General features: G+C 64.9%; 12 protein-coding genes. 5 read left to right on the forward strand and 7 right to left on the reverse strand.

Annotated elements, in window-relative coordinates:
* Positions 1 to 31 precede the first annotated feature (31 nt).
* From N4264_RS17010 to N4264_RS17030, 5 genes are all read right to left on the reverse strand, one after another.
* Positions 32 to 2,716: an EAL domain-containing protein gene (locus tag N4264_RS17010; RefSeq protein ID WP_261693428.1), complete on the reverse strand. Its 2,685-nt coding sequence runs from the start codon at positions 2,714 to 2,716 to the stop codon at positions 32 to 34.
* 435 nt (positions 2,717 to 3,151) lie between these two features.
* Positions 3,152 to 3,586: a hypothetical protein gene (locus N4264_RS17015; RefSeq protein WP_261693429.1), complete on the reverse strand. Its 435-nt coding sequence runs from the start codon at positions 3,584 to 3,586 to the stop codon at positions 3,152 to 3,154.
* Positions 3,587 to 3,697: 111 nt separating this feature from the next.
* Complete coding sequence (locus N4264_RS17020) at positions 3,698 to 4,204, reverse strand: SRPBCC family protein (RefSeq protein WP_261693430.1); 507 nt, start codon at positions 4,202 to 4,204, stop codon at positions 3,698 to 3,700.
* Positions 4,201 to 4,539, reverse strand: a complete 339-nt coding sequence (locus N4264_RS17025; protein WP_261693431.1) for an ArsR/SmtB family transcription factor — start codon at positions 4,537 to 4,539, stop codon at positions 4,201 to 4,203. Before N4264_RS17025 ends, N4264_RS17020 begins: the two co-directional genes overlap by 4 nt.
* 99 nt (positions 4,540 to 4,638) lie before the next feature.
* Positions 4,639 to 4,857: an MbtH family protein gene (locus N4264_RS17030; protein WP_261693432.1), complete on the reverse strand. Its 219-nt coding sequence runs from the start codon at positions 4,855 to 4,857 to the stop codon at positions 4,639 to 4,641.
* A 187-nt stretch (positions 4,858 to 5,044) separates the two neighbouring features.
* Here N4264_RS17030 and N4264_RS17035 point away from each other — a divergent pair, with 187 nt between their 5' ends.
* A complete protein-coding gene (locus N4264_RS17035) occupies positions 5,045 to 5,443 on the forward strand; it encodes a DUF3592 domain-containing protein (RefSeq protein WP_261693433.1) in 399 nt (132 codons plus the stop codon).
* Positions 5,444 to 5,725: 282 nt separating this feature from the next.
* Positions 5,726 to 9,094: a two-component regulator propeller domain-containing protein gene (locus N4264_RS17040; protein ID WP_261693434.1), complete on the forward strand. Its 3,369-nt coding sequence runs from the start codon at positions 5,726 to 5,728 to the stop codon at positions 9,092 to 9,094.
* A gap of 32 nt (positions 9,095 to 9,126) precedes the next feature.
* On the opposite strand, the gene N4264_RS17045 is transcribed toward N4264_RS17040, so the two are convergent.
* Together N4264_RS17045 and N4264_RS17050 are read right to left on the reverse strand one after the other, a co-directional pair.
* Positions 9,127 to 11,643 carry an EAL domain-containing protein gene (locus tag N4264_RS17045; protein ID WP_261693435.1) on the reverse strand — a complete coding sequence of 839 codons (2,517 nt, stop codon included), beginning with the start codon at positions 11,641 to 11,643 and terminating at the stop codon, positions 9,127 to 9,129.
* Between the two features lie 251 nt (positions 11,644 to 11,894).
* A complete protein-coding gene (locus tag N4264_RS17050) occupies positions 11,895 to 13,373 on the reverse strand; it encodes a M48 family metalloprotease (protein WP_261693436.1) in 1,479 nt (492 codons plus the stop codon).
* 250 nt (positions 13,374 to 13,623) lie between these two features.
* Between N4264_RS17050 and N4264_RS17055 the strand changes: the two genes are divergently transcribed.
* The 3 genes from N4264_RS17055 to N4264_RS17065 all read left to right on the forward strand — a co-directional run bounded on the left by N4264_RS17055 (position 13,624) and on the right by N4264_RS17065 (position 17,075).
* Complete coding sequence (locus N4264_RS17055; protein WP_261693437.1) at positions 13,624 to 14,016, forward strand: CopL family metal-binding regulatory protein; 393 nt, start codon at positions 13,624 to 13,626, stop codon at positions 14,014 to 14,016.
* Positions 14,017 to 14,136: 120 nt separating this feature from the next.
* Entirely contained in the window at positions 14,137 to 15,693 is a 1,557-nt protein-coding gene (locus N4264_RS17060) for a TolC family protein (protein ID WP_261693438.1), read from the forward strand.
* Positions 15,690 to 17,075, forward strand: a complete 1,386-nt coding sequence (locus N4264_RS17065) for a multicopper oxidase family protein (RefSeq protein ID WP_261693439.1) — start codon at positions 15,690 to 15,692, stop codon at positions 17,073 to 17,075. Before N4264_RS17060 ends, N4264_RS17065 begins: the two co-directional genes overlap by 4 nt.
* Positions 17,076 to 17,108: the final 33 nt, after the last annotated feature.

Raw genomic sequence — 17,108 nt, forward strand, 5'->3', positions numbered from 1 at the left:
CAGCGTCGTCCATCGCGTCCACCGAACCGAATCAGCCGACGGCTTCGCCGCCCGTCTGGCGCTCGCGTTCGCGGAAGGCCAGACGGATCTCCTGCCGCAGGTCCTCGTCAGACCATGGCTTCATCAGGTACTTGAAAACCGCCCCGTCATTCACTGCCGAGGAAATCGCACGAATATCCGCGTAGCCCGACAGCACCATCCGCACCGTGTCCGGATAGAGCTGGCGCACGCGGCTCAAAAATTCCGTACCGGTCATATTCGGCATGCGGTAGTCAGAAACGATCACGTCGATCGGCGATCGCGCCAGCAGCGCAAGTGCCTCCGCTGCCGAATTGGCGAGATGGATCTCGTACCCGTCGCGGCGCAGGCAACGGTGCAGGGATTTGAGGATGGCCGGCTCATCGTCGACGAGCAGCAGGGATCGACCGGTAGTTTTTGCGGTCCACAACGCTGTCGGGCGCACCCGCGACGCAATCAGCGCGGGAAATTCCGCTCCACTGACCGGTGCACTGACAAAGTATCCCTGGATGAAATCGCAGTGATTGCGATGCAGGAAGCCCGCCTGCTCGGCGGTTTCAACACCCTCTGCCACCACTTTCAAATGGAGCTGGTGCGCCATGGCGATCACCGCGCGTACGATCGACGCATCGCCCGTATCCGTTGACACATCCGTGACGAACGCGCGATCGATCTTGATCTTGTCGACGGGGAACTGCCGCAGGTACTTGAGGCTGGAATAACCCGTTCCGAAGTCATCCAATGTGAGAGTGACACCGAGCTGGCGCAATCCGAGCAGAACATCGTGAAGCCCGGAATGCCCCTCCATGGTGACCGACTCGGTGAGCTCCAGCTCCAGTGCGGACGCCGGAAGGCTGTGCCGGTGCAGAGCCTGGCTGACTTCCGCGAGCAGGTGCCCGCGATGGAATTCGAGCGCAGACACGTTCACGGCCATCGCCAGGTCGGTATAGCCGGCGCGACGCCACAGGGCCAATTGGGCGCAAGCCTGGTTGAGGGTCCAGCGACCGATATCCGCGATCAGTCCGATCTCTTCCGCCACTTCGATGAAATCCGCCGGCCGTAGCAGCCCACGTGCGGGATGGTGCCAGCGCAGCAGCGCCTCGACCGCGACGATGCGTCCGCTTTCCAGCTGCGCCTGCGGCTGGAACACCAGCTCCAGCTCACTGTTGGCGATGGCGCGGCGCAGGTCGCTCTGCAGGCCGACAAAATGACGCGTCCGCGCATTCAGCGCCTCGTCGAAGAAGCGCATCGAACAACCCGTGGCGTCACGCCCTCCTACCATCGCCGCCTGCGCGTTGCGCAGCAGTTCGTCTGCCAGCGGGCTGTCCTTGGGATACACGGCCATGCCACAGGTGGCGGCCACGGTGATCGGTGAACCATCGACGACCACAGGCACCGCCAGTGCGGACTGAATCGCCGTCGCCTGCGCCAATACATCGTTCGGTCCGTCGATGGGCGCCAGCAGCACGCCGAATTCATCGGCGCCTAGCCGCCCGAGGATTGCGTCGCCACGCAGTGCTGCTTCGATTCGGCGCGCGGCCGCGAGCAGCAGGCGCTCCGCAGACTCGTGTCCCATGCGATCGCGCAATGCCGCGAAGCGGCAGATCTGCAAGTAAATAATGGCCGCCTGACGTCCCAACCGCTCGGCGGACGCCAGTGACTGTTCGATGCGATAGAGAAACAAGTCCCGATTGGGCAGCCGCGTCAGGCGATCGAACTGGGCGAGAAAACTGGCCCGGTCGTCCGAATGCTTGCGACTGATTGCCATACCCAGGAGCGACGAGATCGTCTGCAGATAAGCGACCGACTCGGGCGAGAACGCGCAGGCGGTCCGGCTGTAGGCGCCGAAGACGCCGAGCAGCCCCGCAGGTCCCGTGATCGGCACCAGCACTGCGCTGCGCACACCACCCTGCGCGGCCGACGCCGAACGCATGAAGCGCGTTTCCGTGTCGAAGTCATCGACGATCAGCGACTCGATGCGCACACGGACTTCGTCATCCTGCGTCGCCAGGGCGCGCGTGTCATAGCTTTGTCCGACGGCTGAACTGTCACCACCGCAGGTTGCCGCCAGCCGCAATCCGGATTCGTCACCGGTCAACTCGAAGATCTCGGTGAAATCCGCACTCAAGGCTTCCAGGGCGATCTGGGCGGCCTGCGGCATCAACTCCTGCGGCGACGCAGCCGACAACGCCAGCTGGCCAAACTGCGCGGCGAGATCCTGGCGACGCGCATGCGCCCGAAGCGCGCGCTCGGACTGGCGCCGCTCGGTGACGTCGCGCGCAAAACTGACAATGTAACGCCGGCCTTCGTAATGCAGCCGATGCCGCATGACTTCGACATCAATCAGCGTGCGATCCTTGGTGAGAAGCGCCAGATCCGAGCGGTGCATCTGCGCACTGCCCTGAAATACCGCTTCGTACTTCTCGCGCAGCACATCGGCCGGCTCAATCGCGAAATCGGCCGGTCCGCGCGCCAGCAGGTATTCCCGCGTGCAGTCGAGCATCGCCATGGTCGCGGCGTTGGCATAGACAAACCGCATGCGGTCGACGTCGATAATGCACAACGCTTCGGAACAGACATCCAGCGCCGCATGCAGGCGGTGCAGGTGCATGACCAGATCGCGCTCCGCCGCATCGGCCGCACGCGATCTTGCTTCCTCGAGCCATGCATCCAGACTGAAGGGACGCTCCTGCGTCACGTCAGCCGCCTCTGCTCACGGTGACGGGCATACGGAGGACAAGGTCGTATCGGTGCGCGCGCATCGAGATGATCGAAATCCGGTGGCTGAGACGGTCAATCGCGCAGCGAGCCAGCTGGCTGCAACCATTCGTCGAGCCCGCTGCGGTGTCGACGATGTCATGCGGTCACACCCCGCTGTTTTCGCGTCGATCGGAGAATGCATGAAGGGCGCCACGCCGGGCGCAACAGATTGTAACCTCCAGCCTTCGGATGACCCATGGCATCCGTCGAACCCGTCGTGCGATTTGCCCAGCGGGCAAACCCGTCAAAACGGGATTCAGCACGATGTTTCGCGAGTCGATCCGGCGGCGATTACGGCGATTCCCACAACAAAAAAACCTGCGGCATCCGGCCGCAGGTTTCTGGCTAACTTTCTCGAGGGATGCTGCCCTGCTCAGTACACTTGCGACCAGATGTCGTTGCCGGTGCGGCGGTCCAGCACCTTGCGACGGCCTGCTTCGAAGCGGATGCCATTACGCCGGTCCATATCGACCCGACGCATCGCACTGCGGCGATCGGTAAACGGTTCGTAATGGCAGGTGCAGCTGGAATGACCACAGCCCAGTTCCACCAGACTCGGCGCCGTCGCGGCATTGAACGGTCGATTGCGCAGCAGGGTTGAAGCCGGGCACGTACAGCCGGGCTCGCTACGCAACCAGACCAGTTGCGCCCGAACCGGACGCGAGGCCGCGTTGGCAATCACGCGCGCCGTTGACGGGCTCGGTCGGCGTAGGTGGGAAGCCGGCGCCAGGTCGGACTGGGCTTGGTGGCGGGTCCAGAACACGTAGCCCACCAATCCAACCGCCAGGATCATCAGAGTCATCATCATGGCCGTCCCCTCGCTGGTCGATGGTTACAGACTACAAGCGGAATATGGAGGAACGATGGAGCACGCCACCACCCATCCGATCGCGATGCGCCCGGCGGCAGGCGGCTGCAGCTACTGCCCCTGCGCCATCGCCACGAGCTGGTCCAGCGCCTTGCCCCACCCCTCGTGAAAGCCCATTTCCTCATGCCGGCGGCGGTTGTCGGCGTCGGCGTGCATGGCCAGGACCACGTAGCGTGTCGAGCCTTCCTGGCGTTCCATCGTCACGACCGCCGTGAAGCCGATGCTGTCGCATTCCTTCGGGCCCGCCTGCAGGTGCGGCCGAAACCCGGGAGCGAGGACATTGGTGAAAGTCAGGCGCTTGTTCTCGATCACTTCGAGGTAGCAACCTGCGCTCGGGAAGTCCTGCCCTTCGGGCGAGCGCATGACGGTGCGAAACATGCCGCCCGGGCGCAGATCCAGTTCCGCATCAACGGTAGACCATGGTGCGGGCGTGAACCAGCGCTTGAGCTGGTCGGGCACCGTCCACGCTGCCCAGACGCGTTCTACGGGCACATCGATCGTGCGCTCAAGAACCAGGTCAGTCTCCGGATTCGCGGAAAATGAGATCGGATGACTCATGATGGGTTTTCCTTCTGGCTGAGTAGGAATGCGTCCAGCTGGTCCAGGCGCTGCTCCCACAGCGCCCGTTGCCGGGACATCCATTGCTCGGCGGCCTTCAACCGCCGCGGAACGAGGTGATAGGTGCGGATGCGGCCGGTTTTGTGCGAGCGCACGAGCCCGCAACGCTCCAGCATGCCCATGTGCTGCGCGAACGACGGCAGCGCCATCGAGAACGGCTGAGCCAGTTCCGTGGTGGTGGCAGGCCCGCAGGTAAGCCGCTCGACCACAGCGCGACGCGTCGGGTCGGCCAGCGCCTGGAATACCTGGTCCAGCGGCGATGATTGGTTAGGCATGCGCCTAACTATAGGGCGATGCGATGCTTAGGTCCATACCTTTGTTTCAGCGTGACCACGCGAGCAGCCACGCAGGGGCGCGGCTGCCCTGCGGGAAGCCTATGGCAGGTCCGACTCCGCCATCTTCTTGCGCAGACTCAGCGGCCGCATGTCCGTCCACACCTCGCGGATGTAGGCCAGACATTCCTCCTTCGGGCCGGATTTTCCGGCATCGCGCCAGCCCAGGGGGTTCTCCCGGTCGACTGGCCAGATCGAATATTGCTCTTCGTGATTGACGACGACTTTGTAGATCGTGTCGTCGGTTCTGTCGGCGGACATGCGTAGATCCTTTCAATCGCTGTTGGTGGGGAGGACGGCACCTGAGTGGTACTGCGCATGCAGTTTCGTACACTTTTCCGTTTGTGTCTATGTGAGCGCGCACCGGCGCGCGGTGGCACTGCATTCGCCGTCGACTCGCCTCTCACGTATGCTTGCCCGCTTTCGCCCTGTCCGGTAGGCAGACCGTATGATGATGGCGTGGATCTTCCTCCTGGCTGGCGCCGCAATGCTGTGCATCGGCCTTGCGCTGATGGCACGGACCCGCCGTTTCCTGCGCCGCGCAGAACGCGCCACCGCGACCGTCACTGGTACGACGACCGCCAGCGTGATGCCCGCAGAACCGTCGACCTGTTCCACACTTCGTTTTCGCGCCGCGGATGGCACCGAGCACGCGTGCGAGTCACGTATTGGCGTGCCCGGTGGCGCCTACGCGGAGGGACGGCAGGTCGCGGTGCTCTACGATCCGCAAGACCCCGCCAACGCCGTGGTGGACAGCTGGATCGAATTGCACCTGCCATGGCTGATCTTCACCCTGGTGGGAACCGGACAGTTGCTGGCTGCGATGGCGGTGTTAGTCCTCGCCTGATCGGGCGCTCCCGCACGCGCCGATTTCCGCGACAGCGAGATCGCCCCCTTGGCGGTGACGGAAACCCGGCGCTAAGCCAACGGACATCCGCGCGAGCGCGGTCTGGCCGATGGCGAAGTCGACCAGACTCAAGCGTCCCCTCCGCTCCAACAACACGGCAAGGTTCTTGCTGACTGCGACCTATCGCCCCCAACGAATCGACCTTTGCCGGACATTCACGCCGCCTGCCCCGGAGCAAGGGAATGCCACGGTCATCAGCGAAGGCCGTGGCCGGGGAGCCGTGTGTCCACGGCCGCTGCCTCTCCTTCGCCCAGCACCATGCTGCTACGCCTGACCTGGCTCGTTTGCCTGCTGTCCGGCCTGCTCGTCCCGCTCAGTGCGCAGGCTGTTGAGGAAAGCACCGAACGCGCGCCGCCCGGCCGCTACGTATTCAAAAGCTATGGCGCAGACGAGGGCCTGGCCAATATCGGCGTGCTGCGTCTGTTGCAGGATCGCACCGGTTTCATCTGGGCTGGAACGGAAGACGGTCTCTACCGCTACGATGCCTATCGATTCGACGCATTCGGCCTCAACGAGGGCCTGCCATCGACGTCGATCGACGCCCTGCACGAAGATGCGTCCGGTGTTCTCTGGGTCGGCACGCATGCGGGATTGAGCTATTGGAACGGCCAGTCGTTCACCCCGGTCACACGCCAGCAGGGACTGCCGGACATTGCCGTCACCGGCCTGGCAGACGGGCCGGCTGGCATATGGGCCACGACAGCGCAGGGACCGTTCCGACGCGCCGGCACGACGACGTACGCCGCCGTGGAAGACTGGCCCGGCGGCGAAGCAACGGCAATTCATCGCGGCGCCGTGAGCCAGCAGCTGTGGCTGGGTCACTGGCGCGGCGCAGCGACGGTGCTTTCCTGGAAGGATGGTCGCTGGCAGACCTGGCCAGGGGTTGACGCGCGCGAGCGCATCGACGCCATCGTCGAGGATGGCCAGGGCCGCGTCTGGGCCCGCACGCCCACGCAGCTGTGGCAGCTGCTGCCTGGCGCCAGTCAGTTCGCGCCGTACCAGACACCGGTACCGCTGCAAAGCAGCCGCGGCTATCTCTACCGGGGCCGGCACGGCGAGCTGTGGGTTTCCACCGACCAGGCGCTGATGACGCTCGACGGCGACCGCTGGAGCGTTATCGGCCCCCAACAGGGATTGCCCGGCGCTCCCTGGCCCGTCCTGGAAGACCGCGAGGGATCGATCTGGATCGGCTCTGTTGGCTTGCACCGTCTGCTCGGCCGCGGCGTGTTCCACGCCTACACCACGAGCGAGGGGCTGCCTTACAACGTCGTCTGGAGCATTTTCCGCGACCGCCAGGAGCGTCTATGGGTCGGCACCAGCCATGGATTGGCCGTACTGGAAGGCCAGCGGTTTCAGACCATTGCCGGCACCGAGCCGAATACGATCCGCTCCATCGTGCAGCGCAGCGACGGCATCCTGTATACCGCCGGCGTTCCCGGCAACGAGCTGCTGGTTTACGACCCCGAGCAGAAACGGCTGGAACGCCGCGAGTTGAGCCCTGAAAATCCGATCAAACGCACCTTCCGGCTGCTGCTCGACCGCAATGGCTACCTGTGGGCCAGCACCGACGGCGCCGGCCTGTTCCGCGCCGATACGAAAGATCCGGCCTTGAAATTCGAACCCATTGCCGTGCCGGGCGGCACATCCAGCGAGTACATGAGCGATGTGCGCGAAGACAGCCACGGCCGCATTTGGGTCGCCGGCGAACAGGGACTGGCCATGCTCGAGAACGGCCTCTGGCAACGCTTCACCACGCAGCATGGTCTGCGCCGCGACTACGTCGCCTATGTGCGCCCCTTGCGTGACGGCACCGTGCTGGTGGTGTACTTCGATCCGCTGGGCGTGGCAAAAATCCGCTACGAAAACGGGCAGTTCGCTGTCCTGGAGCATTTCGATTCGGCATCCCGGCATTCGGCGGACAAAGTCTTCCTGGTCGGCGAAGACCGCGAGAACCGCCTGTGGATCGGCGGCGGCAAGGGTATCGACCTGATCAGTCCCAACGGGACGCAGCACTTCGGCGAAACGGACGGTCTGATTGGCGAAGACACGGCCAGTCAATCCTTCCTGGCCGAGGACAACGGCAATATCTGGTTCGGCACCACGAAGGGACTGGCGCGGTTCGACGACACCGCCAACAACGCACTGCCAGATCCCGCGCCGCCGCGCGTCGCCCTGATCCGCGCAAAACTGGGAGAGTCGCAGCCCCCGCTGGATCGACCAGGTGCACAAACCCCCTATTCCGCCAACACCTTCGAAATCCATTTCAGTGCTCTCACCTACCTGGCCGAAGGCAAGCTGCTCTACCGGGAAAGGCTGGTCGGTCGCGAAACCGAAACCAACATTACCGACAGCCGTGATGCGCGCTACTCGGCGTTGCCGCCGGGGCATTACCGGTTCGAGGTTGCCGCGCGCGTGGCGCCCCGCGGTGAATGGGGCCCGATCTCGGCATTCGAATTCGACGTGCTGCCCGCGTGGTGGCAAACCTGGTGGAGCCGTGCGCTGGCCGGACTCCTTCTGACCGGCGCGGCGCTGTTGCTGCTGCGCTGGCGAATGGCGGCCCTGCGGCGCAGGAACCTGCAGCTGGAAGCGCTGGTGGAAGCACGTACCACGGATCTGCGTGACGCAAACACGCAGCTTAGCCAGGTCAACCAGCAGCTCCACGCGGAAGTCCAGGTGCGCCAGGCTGCACAGCAATCCTTGAGCGAACGCAACCAGGAACTGGAAACCCTCAACCAGCGTCTGGTCGGCACCCAGAATCAACTGGTCCAGTCGGAGAAGATGGCTTCGGTGGGCCAGCTGGCAGCGGGTGTCGCCCACGAGATCAACAATCCGATCGGATTCGTGCGCTCTAACCTGAGCAGCCTTAAACGTTACTGGGATGACCTGCAGTCGCTGCTGGACGCCTACCTCTCGCTGGAGCACTCCTCCGACAAGCACAATGCCGCACTCGAACGCGTGCAGCAGACCAAGGCGCGCGTCGAATACGACTACTTGCGCAGCGATACCGACAGCCTTCTGGAGGAAGCGCAGGACGGCGTCAGTCGGGTGCAGAAGATCGTGTCAGACCTGCGTTCCTTCTCACACGTGGATGAAGCCCAGTTCCAGATCGGCGTCGATGTGCATGAAGGACTGGAAAGCACGCTCAACCTGCTCGACTACCAGTTGCGTGAGCGCATCAGCGTCATCAAGGCCTACGGCACTATCCCGCTGATCGAATGCCAGCCGTTCCAGCTCAACCAGGTATTTCTGAGCATTCTGACAAACGCCATACAAGCCATCCCGGCTACCGGGGAGATCACGCTGCGCACGTCGCTGACGGTCGAAGACCGCGTGCGGATCACGATCACGGACACGGGCATCGGCATTCCGCCGGCCAATATCCGGCATGTCTTCGAACCGTTCTTCACCACCAAGCCCGTTGGATCGGGAACGGGCCTGGGATTGTCCGTCGCCTACGGCATCGTGCAGGCCCACGGCGGAACGATCGAGGTGGTGAGCGAACCGGGCAAGGGCAGCGCGTTCACGATCGAGCTGCCACGACGGCATCCATCCGGCCAGCCCCGACCGTCCGCCGATCCGGATCCCACGTGAAGCAACGGTAATCGCCGGCCCCTGGCACGACCTCACGGGTGCGGCGATGCACGCCCCTGCATGGCAGCCTCACGGGAAAATTGCGGCGCCTGCCGCAACCAGGCATGCAATGTGGATTTGTCCAGCGGCCTGCTGACGTAGTAGCCCTGCACGATATCGCATCCGTATTCGACCAGCCGGTCGAGCACCTCCTGCGTCTCCACGCCCTCGGCAACGATGGCGCGGCCCAGTTCGTGGCACAGGTCGATAATTGAACGCACGATGGCGGCATCGTGCGCATTCGCCAGCATTTCATTGGTAAACGAGCGATCGATCTTCAGCTCGGTGAACGGCAGGTGCTTTAGATGCAGCAAGGATGAATAGCCCGTGCCAAAGTCGTCGATGGACACGCCTACGCCGAGATCGCGCAGATGCTGGAAAGTGCGTGTCGCCCGTGCGATATCGCCCAGGATGCCACTCTCCGTGATTTCCACTGTCAGCTGCGAGGGCGCCAAGCCATGTTTGACCAGCGCCGTGGCGATGTCCGGTCCCAGCCGATCGTCGTGCAGATTGTGCGGCGACAGGTTCACCGACACCCCCGCCGCAATACCGGCCTCCTGCCACTCGCGGCAGTCGGCCACTGCCTTGTCCAGCACCCAGCGTGAGATACGGTCGATGGTCTCGGAAGACTCCACCAGCGGCAGGAACTCGTCCGGCAGCAGCCGGCTGCCGTCTGGTCGCTGCCAGCGCAGCAGCGCTTCGACGCGAATCACGCGCCCGGTCGCCAGGTCAATCTCCGGCTGGTAGTGCAGACTCAGGTGTTCGTTGTCGATGGAACCGCGCAGCTCGTTGATCAACTGGATTCGCGCGGGCGAATGCACGTCGTGGCGCGCGTCATAGGTCATCGAACCGCTGCGTGCGGCTTTCGCCGCGTACATGGCAACGTCGGCGCGCCGCATCAGCGTGGTGGCATCGGTGCCATGCTCGGGACAATGCACGATCCCGATACTGGCGCCGACGACCAGCTTGTGTTCCTCGATGAATATCGGCTGCTTGAGGGCCACCAGCAGCTGGCACACGAAGTCGATCACGTGCGACCTGTCGACGACTTCGGTCAGCACGATGGCAAACTCGTCACCGCCCAGCCGGGCAATGGTATCGGTAGCCCCCAGTTGCGCGCGCAGCCGTTCGCCGACCTTCGACAGCAGCACGTCGCCGGTGTAGTGGCCGAAGGTGTCGTTGATTTCCTTGAAACCGTCCAGGTCCAGCAGGAGCAGCGCAAAAGGCGTTCCCTGCCGCCGCATGGCATGAATGCGTTGCTCGATCCGCTCGTGCAGCAGCAGGCGGTTGGGAAGCCCGGTCAGGGCGTCGTGCATGGCCTGGTGCTGCAACTGGTCCAGGTGCAGCTTGCGGTCGCTGATATCGCGCAGAATGGCGATCCAATGCGCCGTTCGACCACCGCTGCGCACCGGCATGAGATGGATTTCCAGCGCGTAGGTGCTGCCATCCGGACGCCTCGCAGTCACCTCGGCTTCAAAGGACACATCGCGGCGCACGCTGTCGTAGAGTGACGCCCAGGTGGCCATGGCGTTGTCGACCAGCACCAGGTGCTCGGGCGGTTGATTGAGCATTTCATCCGCGCAGTAGCCGGTGATGCGGCAGAACCCCTGATTCACGAAGGAGATGCGCAATGCCAGATTCGCGGTCGTCTCCAAGATGACGAACCCTTCCAGGGCGTTCTCGATCGCCGAACCGAGGATCCCCAGCTGCCGGTTCGCCGTTTCCAGTTCCGCCGTACGTTCCTTGACGCGTTGTTCGAGCTGCTCGTTGGCCTTCTTCAGCTCATCCTCCAGGCGCTTGCGCTGGAAGAATTCCGGCACGACGGCCGCCATCGAATGCAAGGCTGCTGACGTCGCGCCGCCGTGCCGCGCCGCATACTCGGCCAGGTGCGCCTCGAGCCGGGAGGGCGGCGCCATGATGAACCGGCAATGGCGACCGCCACTGGCCAGGCACTCCACCTCGGCGGCAGCCAGTGGGAGGCCGAAGCTCTCTTCGCACCAGCCGGAGGAATAGCCGGCATTCATGATGCACACCGGTACATCGCTGCGCTTGCCCTTGGCCAGCCAGGAATGCGACTCGAACGAAAACGGATGGTCGTAAAGCAGGAAGTAGTTCTCATCGGGCGAGGGGCGCGACTCTTCACTGATGTCGACGAATGCCCAGCCGGAGAACGCGAAATGGATCGGACCGGCCGACAAATTGTCGATCGGGTCACTGACGGCCATCTTCTGCTGGAAACTGCGCGCGTCCGCCTTGCCCAGGGCATGGGCGAGGTCGAACAGCAGGTTGTTTGCGACGCTGCGTGCCTCCGCTGTCCCTTTGTCCTGGTACAGCTTCATCACCATTTCAACGAACTCCACCGACAGCGATGCAGCGCGCAGCAGCACATAGCGCTCGCCGGCAATGGCGATAGTGGCGGTGTCTGGCTGTTCGATGCGGTCGGCGAAATACCGGGCGACGTATTCCTGCGCGCGCAGGAAGGGCGTGACGAAGGGAGAAGGCACCTTCACCGTCGTCAGCGCGGCACCGCCTTCGACGCTGCCGATCTGCCGGCGCAGCTGCGCCAGCTCGGTCTCCAGCTCGCGGATGCGCGCCTGCAGCGCGCCGCGCGGGTCTTCCGCGGTGTCCGGGGGCCGGCACCGTCGCCTGGCCGGCCAGATTGCGCATGCTCGTTCATCGAGCGGCCGCGGTGGGAAGGTGGCTAGAGTCTAGACCAGCATATTTTTGCTCGCCACGTGGCCGCATCGGCAGGCAGTGCGACTCAGCGATCGTCTTCCAGGGCCTGTTCCTTGCCGCCGATGCGCACGTTCTCCCCGATGCTGACGTTGTCGCCGATATGCACGCCGGCTGCTTCCGCTTCGGCCTTGTCGTTCCCGGCATCCTGCAGCCCGTAGTAGCTACGCATGAGGCCGGTATCGCCGGCCATCGCCGCGATCGTGACCTTTCGCGACCACCAGTTATGCGCGATCACGTAGTCGTAGTAGCTCAGCCCGTGCTCGGCCAGCACCTCTTTTTCGGCCGCGGCCTGAGCCGCTTCGTCCAGCGAGGGGGCTCCGCGCGCCTGCATCGCTGCAAACAGCGCCCGGCCGGTTTCCAGGGCATAGGGTGGCTCCAGCGTCAGCGGCTGCCCCTTCTCCAGCGAATCGGCGAGGTCGCGCCCGTAGCTGGCCAACTTGCCCTGGCTGGCGCGGAAGAATCCCACGCTGTAGCGCATCGACAGGGCCGGATGCTCCGACATCCGCGCGTTGTAACTGGCGGTGAGCCGTGCCAAGCGGCTTTCGTCGAGTTTGTGGCTGGCCAGCACCTTGGCCTTGCCCTTGTGGCCCGCATGCAGGAGTTCGTTACCCAGCGCCGCATAGGTGTCGAAACTGATGCCGTCTACCGGCATCAGCGCGGCTTCGGAGGGCGTTTGGATATCTGTCTGCAGTGCCTGCGCCAATGCCTTGTCCTTGTCGGCCTTGATCGCCGCAGTGGCATCAGCCAGCGATGACGCGGTGACCAGCGGTGAGACGTCGCGGGCCAGGAGATCTTCCGGTGGCGCCAGCGACGCAATCACCTTCCCCGCCGACTGGTAGCGCTTCGTGCTGGTGGGATGGGTCGACAGGATGCTGGCACCGCGCTTGCCGGACAGCTCACCCAGGCGCTTCTGCAAACGTAGCATGCCCTGCGGGTTGTAGCCGGCCGCCACCATCCAGCGCACGGCCAGCCGGTCCGCCTCCAGTTCCTGATTCCGGCTGAACTTCAACGCGAGCAGCTCACCGGCGACGCCCACGGCCGCACCACTGACGGCACCCGCCAGTTCGCCGCTGTTGCGCCCCACCTTGGCGCCCACCACCGCGCCGAGGATCGCGCCGAACACCCGCACGCCCTGCTGCTTGCGACGGCCGGCACGGATGTGGTCGGCCTTGTGGTGAGCCAGTTCGTGTCCCAATGCGGCGGCGACCGCATCGCGGTCGTCATCCATCGATGCCAGCAAGCCTTCCTGCACGATGACCACCTTGTCCGTGCCCACCTCGGTCGCGAAGGCATTGATATCCGGGTCCGTGGAATAGATCAGACGCGCGTCCACGCCGGCTTCGCGGGCGAGGTCGTCGTAGATGCGCTCCAGCGCCTGCGCCTGGGCGCGCAGGTCGGCCTCCGGCGCCTGTTCGGCCACGGTGTCGACGAGGTAGTAGTCTGCCGCGACAGCCGGTAGCGCCGACGATACGGCCAGCAGCAGGATCAACGCCGGAAACTTCATGGAACGCCCCCTGGGAATCCGTACGGCCACCCGAAGGTACCCGTAGTGCAAATCGTAACGGCCACGGCGGGCCTCCGGGCAATGGATCGCTCCGGCTGCCCCACAATGGCCCCGGCGGCGCCATGCCGCCGGTTCTCTTCCCAGGAACGACAAACCGGGCCCAACGGGAACATCCGGGCCGCAGACGCTTCCCGCACTTGAAACTTCCGGCAACTGCACGCACCCTTACGCGCGCTTCGGAGGAGAGGTCGTGCTGCGCGTCGCCGTAAAAATCCTGCTTGCCCTGCTTCTGGTGCTCAATGGCGTTCCGGCTGCCGCCGCGGGCCACGGCACCGGCGCGCACAGGACGACGGCCCCTACGGCGCACTGCCAGCCTGCGGACGACGTAGCAGAGGCCGCGTCGCTCCACCACGATGCGATGAATCACGCCACCCATCACCCGTCCACAACAGCCGGCGACACGAAAGACCACTCCTGTTGTGCCAAGGGCCAGTGCGCCTGCGACGGACTGCTCTGGCCGGGCCTGCCGTCCCTGGCAGACCTGGATCTGCGCCTTGAGCCCGCGCACGCCGCGCCGATCCACGGCGCCCCGCAACGCGACGATCTGCGTCGTCCAGTGCCCCTGCGACCGCCCATCGGCTGATTGCCGCGCAGCGATCCGTCCCGGATCGCCCGATGCGCCTCAGCGCGAGGCGCCCTTGCGAACCGCAACGCTGGCAGCGGCCTCGTCGGCCGTCTGGCGTTGCTCCGATCGAGCCTGAGCATGAAACGTCTTCTTGCGCGAACGCCTGCGGCGTTCGCCTCGCTTTTCCTTTGTGGCTGCGTCGCCACGGCACCACGCGACGATGCCGCCGTGGAACGCTGGCTGAGCGAGCGTCTGCCAGCCACCTTCCAGTGGGCAGCCACACCCGACGCACGTGGCGCCATCGACGCCCGCGTCGCCGAGTTGACCCGAACACCGCTGACGCCCACCACCGCCTTTTCCGTGGCGCAACTGGCCAGCCCCGAGATCACCCATCACTATGCACAGCTGGGCATTGCGTGGGCGGACGTGATCGAGTCCAGCCGGCTGGAGAACCCGGGCCTTTCGCTGTCGACCCAGAAAGGCGGCGGCATCCGGCGCGTCACCACGGGGATCACGGCGGCGATCGGCGACCTGCTGCTGTTGCCGTCCCGCCGGCAATGGGCCCAGGGCGAATACGAGCGGGCCCAGCAGACCATCGCCAGCGCGCTGCTGAACCTGGCTGCCGACATCGAGGACGCCTGGTATTCCGCGGCGGCCGCCGAACAGGTCGCGCAACTGCGCGAAGCCGTCGCCAAGGCCGCGGGGCTGGGGGCCGAACTGGCTTCCCGGCACCGCCAGGCGGGTACCTTCAGCGCACTCGAATCCAGTCTTGCACAGGCCGAAGCGGCCAGCGCACGCATCGCGGCGACGACAGCGCGGGCCGAAGCCACCCGGCGCCGATTCACCCTCAACGCCAAACTGGGATTGACCGGCACCGCGGCACACCAGTGGAAGTTTGCCTTGCCCCTCGGCCTGCCGGTGGCGGCGGAAGACCCGCCAGACGCCCTGCTCGCACTCGCCACGGATTCTCGCCTGGACCTGGCTGCGGCACGTCGCGAAGTGGCTCTTCTGGCCGATGCGCTACGCCTGGCGAAGCGCTGGCGTCTGCTGGGCAGCGTCGAAATTGGCGTCGAGCAGGAACGCGAAACGGGCAGCGCGCGAATGACGGGCCCGACACTGTCGCTCGCGCTGCCCCTGTTCCACCAGGGCCAGGCAGCCATCGCCCGTGCCGACGCGCAACTGCTGCTGGCCCAGGCCGGGCTTGCCACGCTGGAGCGCCAGATCGACAACGACGTCCGGCAGGGCATCGAACAGGTCGCCGCCATCCGCGGCATCGTCGAGGAGTACCGGAAAACGCTGCTGCCGGAGCGGGAAGCCATCGTGCAGCGCCAGGGCGAGCGGCAGAACTACATGCTGGTGAGCACCTTCGAGCTGCTACTGGCGAAACAGCAGGAGTTCGACGCCTACCAGGGCTATATCGAGTCCGTGCGCGACTATTGGCAGGCACGCACTGCACTGGCGCGGGCCGTCGGCACGCAACTGCCCAGTGCCGCTGAAGCAGCGGCACCGATGATCGACATCGACACCATCGTCACCCCGCCCCAGCCTGAGGGTGGGCATCATCACGGACACGGCAGCACGCCAGCCGCGACGCCCAAGCACGAAGACGCGGTGAAAAAGTCCGCGCAGCCGGAACAGTCCCCGGAACACCACCATCACCACGACCATGCCCCGGCACCGGAGACCACGCCATGACCTCCCGACGTGAATTGCTGCAGTGGATGGGCGCTGCCGGCAGCGCCAGTCTCCTGGCCTCCACCGTGCGACCTGCTACGGCCCAGGTGCAACCGGCGACGGCCCCCGCACGGCCGCATCCACCCGGTGCGTACCGGCCCGTGCGCACGCTCAATGGCTGGACCCTGCCCTATCACCTCAACGAGGGCGTAAAGGAATTTCATCTCGTCGCCGAGGAGATCGTTCACGAGTTCGCCCCCGGATCCCGCGCCGTTTGCTGGGGCTACAACGGCACCACGCCCGGCCCCACGATCGAGGCCGTTGAAGGCGACCGGGTTCGTCTTTTCGTCACAAATCGCCTTAAGGAACCGACATCCGTGCACTGGCACGGCATTGACCTTCCCAACGGCTTCGACGGTGTCAGCGGCCTGAACCAGCCGATGATCCAACCGGGCGAGACCTTTGTGTACGAGTTCACGTTGCGCCAGAACGGCACGCACATGTACCACCCGCATGCCGACGAAACGACGCAGCTCGCCTTCGGCATGATGGGCCTTTTCATCATCCATCCCCGCGACGGCGAAGCGGTACCTGTCGATCGGGACTACGCCTTCCTGCTGCACAACTGGGCGCTGCACCCGGGCACCTACCGGCCCGACCCCAACGTGATGCTCGACTTTGACCTGTGGACTTTCAACTCGAAAGTCTTTCCCGCCATCGAGCACCTGGTGATGCGTACCGGCGAGCGCATGCGCATCCGGATCGGCAATTTGTCGATGTGGAATCATCCGATCCACCTGCACAGCAATCCGTTCTGGGTGACCGGCTCCGACGGCGGACGCTGGCCGCAGTCGCAATGGCGCCGGGAGGTGACCGAACTGGTCGGCGTCGGCCAGATGCGTGACCTGGAGTTCGTGGCCACCGAGCCGGGCGACTGGGCGCTGCACTGCCATATGGCGCACCACACAATGGGCCCCATGGCGCACGACATTCCCAACGTGGTGGGTGTGGACCAGTCCGGCGTGGAAGCCGAGATCCGTCGGATGCTGCCCGGCTTCGCGGCGATGGGCGAGCACGGCATGGCAGAGCATTCGGAACATGTCGCCATGGGGCTGCCAGGCCCTGAAAACACGCTGCCTATGATGGGTGGACGCGGCCAGTTCGGGCCGATCGACATGGGCGGCATGTTCACCGTCGTGAAAGTACGCGACGACCAGGCGCCAGGCGACTATTCCGACCCGGGCTGGTACCGCTATCCCAAGAACGCCATCGCACGACGTGTCAGCGCTGATCCGGATTTCGGACGACCGCACCGCCGCCATCCCTATGGAACGGAAAAGCCGACCGATGCCCTGAAGCCATCAATGCCGGCAAAGCAGGACCATTCCCATCACGGCAGCTGATACGGGGGCCCGCGTCCGCCTTGTGGACGCGGG

Origin of the sequence: Tahibacter amnicola, assembly GCF_025398735.1 — a bacterium.
GTDB classification, from domain to species: domain Bacteria; phylum Pseudomonadota; class Gammaproteobacteria; order Xanthomonadales; family Rhodanobacteraceae; genus Tahibacter; species Tahibacter amnicola.

Coding starts and splice junctions, on each gene's coding strand:
- N4264_RS17065 (WP_261693439.1), top strand. CDS start 15,690: ATGACCTCCCGACGTGAATTGCTGCAGTGGATGGGCGCTGCCGGCAGC.
- N4264_RS17035 (WP_261693433.1), top strand. CDS start 5,045: ATGATGATGGCGTGGATCTTCCTCCTGGCTGGCGCCGCAATGCTGTGC.
- N4264_RS17020 (WP_261693430.1), bottom strand. CDS start 4,204: ATGAGTCATCCGATCTCATTTTCCGCGAATCCGGAGACTGACCTGGTT.
- N4264_RS17060 (WP_261693438.1), top strand. CDS start 14,137: ATGAAACGTCTTCTTGCGCGAACGCCTGCGGCGTTCGCCTCGCTTTTC.
- N4264_RS17015 (WP_261693429.1), bottom strand. CDS start 3,586: ATGATGATGACTCTGATGATCCTGGCGGTTGGATTGGTGGGCTACGTG.
- N4264_RS17050 (WP_261693436.1), bottom strand. CDS start 13,373: ATGAAGTTTCCGGCGTTGATCCTGCTGCTGGCCGTATCGTCGGCGCTA.
- N4264_RS17025 (WP_261693431.1), bottom strand. CDS start 4,539: ATGCCTAACCAATCATCGCCGCTGGACCAGGTATTCCAGGCGCTGGCC.
- N4264_RS17030 (WP_261693432.1), bottom strand. CDS start 4,857: ATGTCCGCCGACAGAACCGACGACACGATCTACAAAGTCGTCGTCAAT.